The 12,140-nt window shown below is 64.3% G+C and carries 9 protein-coding genes; 3 read left to right on the top strand and 6 right to left on the bottom strand.

Annotated elements, in window-relative coordinates:
* Positions 1 to 568 precede the first annotated feature (568 nt).
* Positions 569 to 2,380, bottom strand: a complete 1,812-nt coding sequence (lepA, locus tag IVA81_RS00815) for a translation elongation factor 4 (protein ID WP_247310812.1) — start codon at positions 2,378 to 2,380, stop codon at positions 569 to 571.
* A 114-nt stretch (positions 2,381 to 2,494) separates the two neighbouring features.
* On the opposite strand from lepA, the gene IVA81_RS00810 reads away from it, so the two are divergent.
* Entirely contained in the window at positions 2,495 to 4,120 is a 1,626-nt protein-coding gene (locus IVA81_RS00810; protein ID WP_247310809.1) for a glycosyltransferase family 39 protein, read from the top strand.
* A gap of 124 nt (positions 4,121 to 4,244) precedes the next feature.
* Here the strand turns inward: IVA81_RS00810 and IVA81_RS00805 are convergent, their stop codons facing one another.
* The 5 genes from IVA81_RS00805 to IVA81_RS00785 all read right to left on the bottom strand — a co-directional run bounded on the left by IVA81_RS00805 (position 4,245) and on the right by IVA81_RS00785 (position 8,323).
* The gene (locus tag IVA81_RS00805) at positions 4,245 to 4,562 is read right to left on the bottom strand and encodes an HPr family phosphocarrier protein (RefSeq protein ID WP_025032552.1); all 318 of its coding nucleotides are present in this window, start codon (positions 4,560 to 4,562) and stop codon (positions 4,245 to 4,247) included.
* A complete protein-coding gene (locus tag IVA81_RS00800; protein ID WP_007597752.1) occupies positions 4,559 to 4,960 on the bottom strand; it encodes a PTS sugar transporter subunit IIA in 402 nt (133 codons plus the stop codon). Before IVA81_RS00800 ends, IVA81_RS00805 begins: the two co-directional genes overlap by 4 nt.
* Positions 4,961 to 5,093: 133 nt before the next feature.
* Positions 5,094 to 5,633 carry an HPr kinase/phosphatase C-terminal domain-containing protein gene (locus IVA81_RS00795; RefSeq protein ID WP_247310807.1) on the bottom strand — a complete coding sequence of 180 codons (540 nt, stop codon included), beginning with the start codon at positions 5,631 to 5,633 and terminating at the stop codon, positions 5,094 to 5,096.
* On the bottom strand, positions 5,630 to 7,426 hold the full coding sequence (locus tag IVA81_RS00790; protein WP_247310804.1) for a sensor histidine kinase: 1,797 nt from the start codon (positions 7,424 to 7,426) through the stop codon (positions 5,630 to 5,632). The genes IVA81_RS00795 and IVA81_RS00790 overlap by 4 nt, the downstream gene beginning before the upstream one ends.
* A 195-nt stretch (positions 7,427 to 7,621) precedes the next feature.
* Positions 7,622 to 8,323: a response regulator transcription factor gene (locus IVA81_RS00785; RefSeq protein ID WP_008542552.1), complete on the bottom strand. Its 702-nt coding sequence runs from the start codon at positions 8,321 to 8,323 to the stop codon at positions 7,622 to 7,624.
* Between the two features lie 241 nt (positions 8,324 to 8,564).
* Here IVA81_RS00785 and IVA81_RS00780 point away from each other — a divergent pair, with 241 nt between their 5' ends.
* Positions 8,565 to 9,314 carry a DUF2470 domain-containing protein gene (locus IVA81_RS00780; RefSeq protein ID WP_247310801.1) on the top strand — a complete coding sequence of 250 codons (750 nt, stop codon included), beginning with the start codon at positions 8,565 to 8,567 and terminating at the stop codon, positions 9,312 to 9,314.
* Positions 9,315 to 9,377: 63 nt separating this feature from the next.
* Complete coding sequence (locus tag IVA81_RS00775) at positions 9,378 to 11,972, top strand: CHAT domain-containing tetratricopeptide repeat protein (protein WP_247310798.1); 2,595 nt, start codon at positions 9,378 to 9,380, stop codon at positions 11,970 to 11,972.
* The last annotated feature ends 168 nt before the right edge of the window (positions 11,973 to 12,140 follow it).

Raw genomic sequence — 12,140 nt, 5'->3', positions numbered from 1 at the left:
GCGCTCTTGGTTTTGTTGATGGGGCGCGGTGGGGATCGTGGCCTATCGGGCGGCTGAGGGCAAGGCTGGCGGCTGGGCGCGATTGCGTGAGGCGATGATGATTTTGTTAGGTGAGGGGGCCAGGTGACTGTCGTCATTCCGGGGCGGGCCACTTGGCGCGAGCTATGATGCGCAATTGCGCATCTGAGGATCCATTTCACCGCTTCGCTTGCTGCTTGATGGATTCCGGGTTCTCGCTTCGCGAGCCCCGGAATGACGGTGTGCCACACGCTGCGATGATGGCGTCATGCCACTGTTTTGCCCGACGGGTCAAACCAGATTCGCAAAAATCGAAAACGCAAATGCAAACAAGCTGTCGGCTACTGTGCGTGGGGTTGTTTTTCGGGATTTAGCTGTTCGGCCTCGAAAGGCTCAAACCGGCCTCTTCGAAAACAGGATACGCTTTTGTCGTCATGGCCGGGCTTTGATCCGGCCATCCACGACTTTGCCGGATACCAAGAACGTAGATGCCCGGGACGAGCCCGGGCATGACAGCGGTTGAGGTATTCGTCAGGCGGCCTTAGATCCCTCAGCTGTCCACCTTCAGCGCGGCAATGAAAGCTTCCTGCGGGATGTCGACCTTGCCGAACTGCCGCATCTTCTTCTTGCCTTCCTTCTGCTTCTCCAGAAGCTTGCGCTTACGCGTGATGTCGCCGCCGTAGCATTTTGCGGTGACGTCCTTGCGCAATGCGCGGACCGTCTCGCGGGCGATCACCTTGCCGCCGATCGCTGCCTGGATCGGGATCTGGAACATGTGCGGCGGGATCAGCTCCTTCATCTTCTCGACCATGGCACGGCCGCGGCCCTCGGCACGGGTGCGGTGGACCAGCATCGAGAGCGCGTCGACCGGCTCGTTGTTGACGAGGATCTGCATCTTGACGAGGTCGGCCGGCTTGTAATCGGTCAGATGATAGTCGAACGAGGCGTAGCCCTTGGAAACCGATTTCAGGCGGTCGTAGAAATCGAACACCACCTCGTTCAGCGGCAGATCGTATTTCACCATCGCGCGGGCGCCGACATAGGTCAGCTCCTTCTGCGCGCCGCGGCGGTCCTGGCACAGCTTCAGCACGCTGCCGAGATATTCGTCGGGCGTGAGGATCGTCGCCTCGATCCAGGGCTCCTGGATCTCGGCGATCTTCACCACGTCGGGCATGTCGACGGGATTGTGGATCTCGATCTCGGTGTCGTCGGTGAGCTTCATCTTGTAGATGACGCTCGGGGCGGTCGCGATCAGATTGAGGTCGAACTCGCGCGACAGCCGCTCCTGGATGATCTCGAGGTGCAGAAGTCCGAGGAAGCCGCAGCGGAAGCCGAAGCCGAGTGCGGCCGAGGTTTCCATCTCGAACGAGAAGCTGGCGTCGTTGAGGCGCAGCTTGCCCATGGCGCCGCGCAGCGTTTCGAAATCGTCGGCATCGACCGGGAACAGGCCGCAGAACACCACGGGGATGGCGGGCTTGAAGCCCGGCAGCATTTCGGTGACCGGCTTCCTGTCGTCGGTGATGGTGTCGCCGACGCGGGTGTCGGCGACTTCCTTGATCGCGGCGGTGATGAAGCCGATCTCGCCGGGGCCGAGCTCGTCGACCTGTGTCATCTTCGGCGTGAAGAAGCCGACGCGCTCGACGTCGTAGGCTGCGCCCGTGCCCATCATGCGGACGCGGCTGCCCTTCTTCATGACGCCGTCGACGACGCGAATGAGAACGACGACGCCGAGATAGACGTCGTACCAGCTGTCGACCAGCAGCGCCTTCAGCGTCGCATTGCGGTCGCCCTTCGGCGGCGGCAGGCGGGTGACGATGGCTTCGAGCACATCGGGGACGCCGAGGCCGGTCTTGGCCGAGATCATTACCGCGTCGGAGGCGTCGATGCCGATGACGTCCTCGATCTGCTGCTTGATCTTCTCGGGCTCGGCGGCGGGAAGGTCGACCTTGTTCAGGACCGGGACGATCTCGTGATTGTTGTCGAGCGCCTGGTAGACGTTGGCCAGCGTCTGCGCCTCGACGCCCTGGCTGGCGTCGACCACCAGCAGGGAACCCTCGCAGGCCGCCAGCGACCGCGAGACTTCGTAGGCGAAGTCGACATGGCCGGGCGTATCCATCAGGTTGAAGATGTAGTCCTTGCCGTCCTTGGCGCGGTAGGCGAGGCGCACCGTCTGCGCCTTGATGGTGATGCCGCGCTCGCGCTCGATGTCCATGGAATCGAGCACCTGCTCCTTGCCCGCCATTTCGCGGTCGGAGAGGCCGCCCGTCATCTGGATCAGACGATCGGCCAGCGTCGATTTGCCATGGTCGATATGGGCGACGATGGAGAAATTGCGGATGTTCGAAATGGGGACGGTCGTCATGGGCGCGGGATACCACTCACATCCCCGTGCGGCAACCATATTGCTGTATTTTCAGGGCCTTTGTTCACGCCAAGCTGATTCCACGGCGGGGCGAAACGCGCTACGCAAGCGCCCATGTCGACCACCTCGATCCCCTCCGCCCGAGCGCGCACGAAGTCCCGCCTGAGCTTTAACCGCTTCCGGGCCTGGCTGGTTGCCGGCGCGGTCCGCCCTGAGGCGAGATTGTGGCTGGTGATCCAGCTCGCCATCCTGCATGCGGTGCTCTGGACCTTCATCCTGATCAATCTCAAGGCGGCGCAGGACGTTCACATGGACGTCGCAGAAGCCTATGGCTGGGGCCAAAAATTCCTCTGGGGCTACGGCAAGCATCCGCCGCTGTCAGGCTGGGTCGCCGGCCTCTGGTTCACAGTGTTCCCCGCGGCGGACTGGGCCACCTATGCGCTGGCGATGGCGACCGTCGGCGTCGGCATGGTGATCTGCTGGCTGGTTGCCTTGCGCGTGGTGGATGCGCGCCGCGCGTTCCTGGTCGTGGTGATGGTCGCGCTCTACCCGATCTTCAATTTCAAAGGTTTCAAGTACAACCCGGACCTGCTTCAGCTGGTGACGCTGCCGCTGCTCGTGCTCGCTTATCTCAATGCGTTCGAGAAGCGGAGCTGGCAATCCGGAGTCTTGCTCGGGCTTGCCGGCGCGCTGGCGCTGATGACCAAATATTGGGTGCTGACCATGATCGGCGCCATCGGCCTTGCCGCGCTGATCCATCCGGAGCGCTTGCGCTTCCTGTCGTCGCCGGCGCCATGGGTCGCGATTGCGACGATGGTGCTGGCAATGATCCCGCACATCGTCTGGCTGGCGGATGCGCATTTCGTGCCGCTGACCTATGCCGGCGACACCTACAGCCTCCAGGACGCGAGCCAGGTGCATCAGCTCGTCGCCGGCTACTTCGTGCACAATTTCGGGCTGCTGGCACTGCCAGTCGCGCTGGCTGGACTGGCCATGGCGCTGGTGCCGCCGTGGCTGACGCTGCTCGTGCGCGCGCCATTGCGCATCGTCACGCGCGCCTGGGCGCGCGGCGCCAATGCGGGCGTCAATTTTTATCAGGCGCTGAACGTGTGGGCGATCCAGATCATCGTCGCGTTCGGCCCGCCGCTCGGCGCGCTCGTCTTCAGCATCTACATGAAGACCGATTGGGGCATCTCGCTGTTCTTCCTGGTGCCCTTGGCGCTGGTCGCGATCCCCGCATTGCGCGTGCAGAGCGCGAGCCTGTTCAACATCGTCGCGATCTGGTTCGTGCTCAGCGCCGCGACGCTCATAGCTTCGCCCTGGATTGCCGCGCGCGAGATGGCGGCCAATGCCGGCAACACCGCGACCTATGGCGCGCGCTCGGATCTGGCGCGCGAATTGACCCAGGCCTGGCACGCGCGCTTCGCCTCACGCTGGGCCGTCGTCGCCGGGACGATGGAAACGATCCAGCCGATGGTGTTCTACAGCCCCGATCATCCCAGCCCGTTCACGCCGAACGAGGCCTGGGCCTCCGGGCTGACCTCGCTCGACGACGTCAAGAGATACGGCTTCATCGGCGTGTTCGATCCGACCGACGGCCGGTTGCCCGCGTTCGAGAAGTGGATCTCGGACGTCGCGCCGAACGCCGAGCGCATGGTGATGACGACGCGCCGCTTCACCCACGGCAAGGCCGGCCCGGCGATGAGCTGGAACGTCTACATCGCGCCGCCGGCGAAGTGAGTGAAGTGCCGTAGGGGGGCAAAGCGAAGCGTGCCCACCAATTTTCGCCACACGATGAGAGAGATGGTGGGCACGGCGCGTTGCGCCTTTGCTCACCCTACGGCAGCTTCATTGACGAAGCCGCCTAAACCCCTTCCTCGTTGAACTTGCTTTCAACGAGCTCGGTGATCGCCGCGAGCGCGGCTTCGGCGTCGGTGCCGGCGGCGGCTACCGTGATCGTCGTGCCCGGCCCCGCGGCGAGCATCATCAGGCCCATGATCGAGGTGCCGCCGACGGTCTCGCCGCCGCGCGTCACCCAGACCTGCGCGTCGAAGCGCTCCACCGCCTGGACGAATTTTGCCGAGGCGCGCGCATGCAGGCCGCGCTTGTTGATGATCAGGAGGTCCTTGGAGATCGCGCCTGCGGGCACGCCTGTCCCCGCTTGTGGCGCCTCCTCGCTCATTTGCCGGCGAGCACGCGGCTGGCGATGGTGACGTATTTGCGGCCTGCTTCCTGGGCCATCGCGATCGCGTCGGGCAGCGGACGCTCTTCGCGCACCTTGGCGAGCTTCACCAGCATGGGAAGGTTGATGCCCGCGAGCACCTCGACCTTGGGCCGGCTCATGCAGGATATTGCGAGGTTCGACGGCGTGCCGCCGAACATGTCGGTGAGGATCGCAACGCCGTCGCCGGAATCGACGCGGTTAACCGCCTCGATAATGTCGCTTCGACAGAGATCGGAATCGTCTTCGGCACCGATCGTGATCGCTTCGATTTGCTTTTGTGGCCCCATGACATGTTCAAGCGCTGCCTTGAATTCGTCGGCAAGGCGCCCGTGGGTCACAAGTACTAGACCAATCATCGGAAAACTCCTCGCGGGCGCTTTTGGTGCACCGCACGAACGCGCCACTTTGACCATCCAGAGCCCTCGCGCAAGAGGGGATGTTGCGTATCTCCCTGAATCTATACGGATGTATGAGGGGAGCTGCGCCGGTCTATTCGGTCGCGATAGTGGGGGTGATATGGTTACCATTTCCCTTCAAACAATCGCCTGAAGGCTTAACGGAAGATGAACTCTTGGTAGTGGTCAAGGCCGCGACAACCAAGGGGAGTGGCGAATAGTCGCGGGCCACCGGGATTCGCGGTATTTTGACACCGAAAATGCTTGTTTTCAGGGATTCGGCTGGCGGCAGGCGTTCTGCGTCGGCCGCGTCCAGATCGACCACGAGACCGACGGTCGCATGCTCCACGAAGTCGCAGCGGCGGATCCCCAGGCCCCGGACCTCGATCAGGCCCGCCAGGCGAGGCGCCGGGCGGACTTCAATTTCATCGCCGACTGTCGCCAGATGGACACGGTCATCCCCGACCAGAACGGCCGTTTCCACCACCCCGGCACGGCCCGCCATGATCAAATCAAAGGCAAGACGCGATTTGCCGGAGCCCGAAGGCCCGCGGATCAGCACCGCCAGCGGCCCGACCTTGACCGCGGAGGCGTGAACGCTGGGCCCGCCTTTGTTCGAGCTGCCTTGGCTCATAGCGCCGGCAGCCTCACTATGAAGCGCGCGCCTGATACCGTCGGAACGCCCTCGTCATCCGGTGGCCCTGCGCGGTTCTCGGCCCAGATGCGTCCGCCATGCGCGTCGACGATCTGCTTGGAGATCGACAGGCCGAGGCCGGAGTTCTGGCCAAAGCCCTGATGCGGACGATCGGTGTAGAAGCGCTCGAAGATGCGCTCCAGCGCGTCGTCACGGATACCAGGGCCGTCGTCGTCGACCACGATCTCGATCTCGCCGCGGACGCGGCGGCAGGTGAGGCGCACCTTGCTGCCGGCTTCGGAGAACGATTGCGCGTTGGAGAGCAGGTTGGAGACCACTTGCCCGAGCCGTGAATCGTGGCCGGTCACGGCGAGCGTGTCGGACGCGCTGCGGCCTTCGAAGCGCGTCTCGACCGCGACGTCGTGGCCGAGCTTGGTTTCATTGGCGACGGACACCAGCGTCGTCAGGAGGCGGCGCAGGTCGACCGGGATAGCGTCCTGGCGCTGCAATTCGGCATCGAGGCGGCTGGCGTCGGAGATGTCGGAGATGAGGCGGTCGAGCCGCTTGACGTCGTGCTCGATCACCTCGAGCAGGCGCGCGCGGCTGTTCTCGTTGCGCGCCAGCGGCAAGGTCTCGACCGCCGAGCGCAGCGAGGTCAGCGGGTTCTTCAGTTCGTGTGCGACGTCGGCGGCGAACATCTCGATCGCCTCGATGCGGCTGTAGAGCGCGCTGGTCATGTCGCGCAGCGCGCCGGAGAGGTGGCCGATCTCGTCGCGGCGGCGGGTGAAATCGGGGATCTCGATGCGGGCCTTGATGCGGCGGCGGACGCGCTCGGCACTGTCGGCGAGCCGGCGTACGGGACCTGCGATCGTGCTCGCGAGCAGTAGCGACAGCATGATCATGACCGCGGCCGCGACGCCGCCGACCTTCAGGATGGCGAGGCGTTCGGCGGTGACCATTTGATCGATGTCGTCGCCTTGCGTCGACAGCATCAAGGCGCCGCGGATGGCGCGCGAGCGCAGCACGGGGACCGCGACCGAGACGATCACCTCGCCGCGCGCATTGACCCGCACCATCGAGCGCTTCTGGCCCTGGAGCGCATCGCCCACCTCCGCATAGCCATTGCCGTTCTCGGGGCCGAGCTCGCGGTAGAGCGGCAGGTCGCCGCGATTCAGCCAAGTGCGCACCGCGACCATGCCGCGCTCGACGATGCCGGGCTTCTCGGCCGGAGGTGGCAAATTGTAGCGCAGCACGTTTTCGAGATTGCGGCTGTCCACCAGCAGGCTGCCGTTCGGGTCGTAGATGCGGGCGCGCGTCTTGGTCGGCGAGACCAGCGTGCGCAGCACCGGCGCCACGCGCTCCGGATTGATCGGGAAGTCCAGCGGCGAATATTCGTCCGGGCCGCCATAGGTCTCGCCCGGCTTGAGGTCGAGCAGCCGGTCGGGGTCGATGGTGATGGCGTTGGTCTGCACGGTGGCGGAGGCCGCGATCGCGCCGGCGATGATCTCGGCCTGTACCAAGAGGCTCTGCGCCCGCGCGTCGATCAGGCCGGCGCGGAATTGCGACAGGTACAGGATGCTCGCGACCAGCGCGACGAGGCCGGCGAGGTTGAGCGAGACGATGCGGCGGGTCAGGCTGGAGAAGGACAGCGCGAAGAAGAATTGCCCGGCGCGCTTCAGCCAGTTCAGCGGCCGAAAGCCCTGCGGCTTGTCCTCGGCAAAATGCTCCGGAACGCCGTCGGACGTGACATCCCCGGCGCTCTGGTTTGGATCAGGCTGCGTTCGGTCCAGCAATGCTTACGCCCGCGTTAGGACGGCTCGTCGAGAAGGTCCCCGCATTCTAGAGCATGATCCGGAAAAGTGTGCAGCGGTTTTCCGAATGGATCATGCTCAAGAAATAAACCAAAGCGCGATGACGATTCTCATCTCATCGCGCTTTGGAGCGATCCCGGTCCCGATGGAATCAGAACCGGTGATGCTGCGTGAGCCTCAGGCTTCCTTGAACCGGTAGCCGACGCCGTAGAGCGTCTCGATCATCTCGAACTCGTTGTCGACCACCTTGAACTTCTTGCGCAGCCGCTTGATGTGGCTGTCGATGGTGCGGTCGTCGACATAGACCTGGTCGTCATAGGCGGCGTCCATCAGCGCGTTGCGGCTCTTCACCACGCCGGGCCGGGTCGCCAGCGCCTGCAGGATCAGGAATTCGGTGACGGTCAGCGTCACCGGCTCGTTCTTCCAGGTGCAGGTATGCCGTTCCGGATCCATACGCAGAAGGCCGCGGTCGAGTGCCTTGGCGTCGTTCTCCTTCGGCGCGACGGTCGGGTCTTTCGGTGCCGAGCGGCGCAGCACCGCCTTGACGCGCTCGACCAAAAGGCGCTGCGAGAACGGTTTGCGGATGAAATCGTCGGCGCCCATCTTGAGGCCGAACAGTTCGTCGATCTCTTCGTCCTTGGAGGTCAGGAAGATCACCGGCAGGTCGGACTTCTGCCTGAGGCGGCGCAGCGTCTCCATGCCGTCCATTCGCGGCATCTTGATATCGAGGATGGCGAGATCGGGCTGGGTGGTGCGGAAACCGTCAAGCGCGGAGGCGCCGTCGGTGTAAGTCATGATGCGGTAGCCTTCGGCTTCCAGCGCGATCGAGACGGATGTGAGAATGTTGCGGTCGTCGTCGACCAAAGCGATTGTGGGCATGAGCCTCTGCTTTCTGCTTTCCGTTTGGGTCGTGGCTTGAAACGGCGAGCAATCCACTGATGCGCCGCATACATGGGTGCCGAAGTCGGCATTCGAACCTTGTCACCGAGCAATGCAAGCTGGGCTGAAGTGTGACCAAGTTCCACGAAACACGGCAGATTCGCCGCATGTCGACCCATAACCAGGCCCCCGTTTACCCGAAAAAAGGCCCCCCTTGCAACCACCTGAGCCGAGAAAGCCAATGCAACCGACCCCTGATTTCGACCCCGGAAAGCTCGCCAAATCCCTGCTGCGCCGATCGCGGCAGGGGGCGTTGGCAACTCTCATGGCCGGCAGCGGCGATCCCTATTGTTCCCTGGTCAATCTGGCCAGCCATCCAGACGGCTCGCCGATCCTGCTGATCTCGGGCCTTGCCGTGCATACACGCAATATCCTTGCCGATAGCAGGGTCTCGCTGATGCTGGACGAGCGGGCAGCGGGCGATCCGCTGGAAGGCGCCCGGATCATGCTGTCCGGCCGGGCAGAGCAGGCGGATGCCGAGAAGGATCTGCTCCAGCGACGGTATCTCAATGCTCATCCGTCGGCGGAAGGCTTTGTTTCCTTTAAGGATTTCTCTTTCTTCCGGATCCGTCCCACGGGAACCCATCTGGTCGCCGGCTTCGGCCGGATCGTCGATCTCAAGCCCGCACAGTTCCTCACGGATCTCACCGGCGCCGAGGATCTCTTGGCAGCGGAGGAGGGGGCCGTCGAGCATATGAACGCCGACCATCGCGAGGCCTTGGGCCTCTATGCGACAAAGCTCCTGGGCGCGGCCGACGGCGACTGGCGCTGCACCGGCTGCGATCCGGAAGGTCTCGACATGCAGGACGGCCAGACCGCGCTGCGGCTGGACTTCCCGGAGCGGGTGACCGACGGCACGTCGCTGCGCAAGATGCTGGTTCGTCTCGCTGGCGAGGCGCGCATGAAGATGGACCAGAACGCAACAATTTGAACGCCGCGACCCATCGCTGCGACCCAAGACGGTAGGTCCTGAAGGCTCGCAGCGAGAGGGTTCATGACGCGTCGTCGTTTGGCATTGGCTGCGGGTCTGGCGCTCGCGATCAATGCGTCGTTTGCCGTGCCCGGTCTTGCCCAGAAGGGCGATCTGTCGGCGCAGAGCGCGCGCATCACTGCGCTGCGGAGCGCCGGCAAATATTCGGAGGCGCTGCCGCTGGCGCAGGCCATGGTGGCCGCGCTCGAGAAGACCAGCAACAACCGCGATCTCGCCGCCGCGCTCAATAATCTCGCGCAGATCTACGCCGACCAGGGCCACGACGATCAGGCCGAGCCGCTCTACAAGCGCGCCATCGCGCTGATGGAGAAGGGGACCGGTCAGGGCAGCGTCGAGATCGCGCCGCTCCTCAACAATCTTGCGGCGCTCTATCAGCGGCAGAGCCGCTTCGCCGAGGCCGAGCCGCTGTTCAAGCGCGCGCTTGCCGTTCGCGAGCAGGCGCTGTCGCGCGAGCATCCCGACGTCGGCCAGTCCCTCAACAATCTCGCCACGCATTATGTGAAGCAGGAGCATTTTGCTGACGCCGAGCCGCTGTTCCAGCGTGCGCTCGCGATCTATCAGAAGGCCGCCGGGCCCGAGCATCCCGCGGTCGCCACCGTCCTGAACAACATCGGTCAGGTCGATCGCGACCTCAATCGCGATGTGGATGCCGAGGCGCCGATCAAGCGCTCGCTCGCCATCCGTGAAAAGGTGCTGGGACCGGATCATCCCGACGTGGCGCGTTCGCTGAACAATCTCGCCGGGCTCTACGAGCACCAGCAGCGCTATGCCGAGGCCGAGCCGCTCTATCGCCGCGCCGTGTCGATCCGTGAGCGTGCACTCGGGCCGGATCATCCCGATGTCGTGACCTCGACCAGCAATCTCGCATATTTCCTTCAGGTGTCGGGCCGGACCGCCGACGCTTTGCCGTTCGCGCAGAAGACGCTTGCCGGCAATCGCGCGCAGCTGCGTGTCGTGCTGCCGGTTCTGTTCGCTGCGCGGCAGCGGGCACTCCTGGCGAGCGACAAGGCGCTCGATGACGCGCTCGGCGCGATTCAGCGCGGCACGCAATCTTCCGCCGCCTCCGCCGTGAACAAGCTCGCCGTGCGACTGGCCGCCGGCAGCGACCGGCTCGCCGAGCTGGTGCGCCGGGATCAGGATCTCGCGGCCGAGGCCGAGGCGCGCGACAAGGCGATCATCGCCGCGGTGTCGAAGCAATCGGCCCAACGAGACGCCGCAGCCGAGCAGCGCAGCCGCGCGCGGATCGCAACGATTGCGAACGAGCGTGCGGGCTTGCAGAAAACGCTCACGCTCGAATTTCCCGACTACGCCTCGCTCTCCAACCCGCTGCCGCTGGCGGTGAAGGATATCCAGCCGCTGCTGTCGGCCGACGAGGCGATGGTGATCTATTCCGTCGTCGACAAGCAGAGCTATGTCATCGCGATCACGCGCGAGAGCGCCGAGTGGAAGGAGATTTCGCTCGGCGCGGACGCGATGGCGCGGAAGGTGGCGGCCTTTCGCAGGGGGCTGGATGTCGGCAAGGCGCGCGATGCCTCCGGCAAATCGGGATTGTTCGATCTTGCGCTTGCGAACGAGCTCTATGTCGCGCTGCTCGGCCCGGTCGAGGCGTTGACGAAAGACAAGCGCAACCTTTTGGTCGTGCCATCGGCGGCGCTGACCGCATTGCCGTTTCATCTCCTGGTGACGGAGACGCCGCAGGCTGCGATCCCGGACAAGCTCGAAGGTTATCGCGATGCCGCCTGGCTGCTCCGGCGTCAGGCCGTTTCGGTGCTGCCGTCGGTGATCAGCCTGAAATCGCTGCGGGCCTTCGCTCGCAGGGATCAAGGCGCAAAACCCATGACCGGCTTCGGCGATCCCGTCTTCAATCCCGCAGCCGAAGGACCCGCCGACCATCGCGCTGCAAGCGGCAAGGTCGCCGCGCGCAGCATCGCGACGATTGCCTATACCGATTTCTGGCGCGGCGCCGGCGTCGATCGCGCGCGGCTGGCGCAGGCGCTGCCGCAACTGCCCGACACCGCCGACGAGCTGAACGCGGTGGCGAGGGACGTCGGCGCCACTGATGCCGACATCCATCTCGGACGCGATGCCAGCGAAACGACGCTCAAGCGTGCAGCGCTTGCTCAATACGGCATCATCTATTTCGCCACCCACGGCCTCGTCGCTGGCGACGTCAAGGGATTGGGCGAGCCCTCGCTTGCACTCTCCATTCCCGATCAGCCGTCGGAATTCGACGACGGTCTTCTGACCGCGAGCGAGGTGGCTCAGCTCAAGCTCAATGCCGATTGGGTGGTGCTGTCCGCCTGCAACACCATCGCCGGCGACAAGCCGGGCGCCGAGGCGCTGTCGGGATTGGCGCGCTCATTCTTCTACGCAGGTGCCCGCGCGCTCCTGGTCTCGCATTGGGCCGTGGATTCGGAAGCTGCCACCCGCCTGACCATTTCGACGTTCGCGCTGCTCAAGAACGAACCGAAGATCGGTCGTGCCGAAGCCTTGCGCCGCGCGATGTTAACGTTTGTCGATGACACCTCGTCGCCGCGCAACGCCTACCCTGCGATGTGGGGGCCGTTCGCACTGATTGGCGAAGGTGAGGTAAGATAAGAAGGCGCCGCAGGGATTGTGCGTCGCAATAACCGGAAGTAACGCGCAAACACGCATTTGGTTGCGCGATCATTCGCGATTTCTTGATGCATCTGCTCAGAGCTGACATGCGCGACGTTTGGCGCGGTCCTTGAATAAACCAAATCCTGCGGGATCGGCTTGGCAACG

The sequence above is a fragment of the Bradyrhizobium sp. 141 genome (assembly GCF_023074055.1).
In the GTDB taxonomy this organism is placed as follows: Bacteria; Pseudomonadota; Alphaproteobacteria; order Rhizobiales; family Xanthobacteraceae; genus Bradyrhizobium.
The sequence above is the reverse complement of the archived record's forward strand: the minus strand, read 5'-3'. Positions and strand labels throughout refer to the sequence as shown.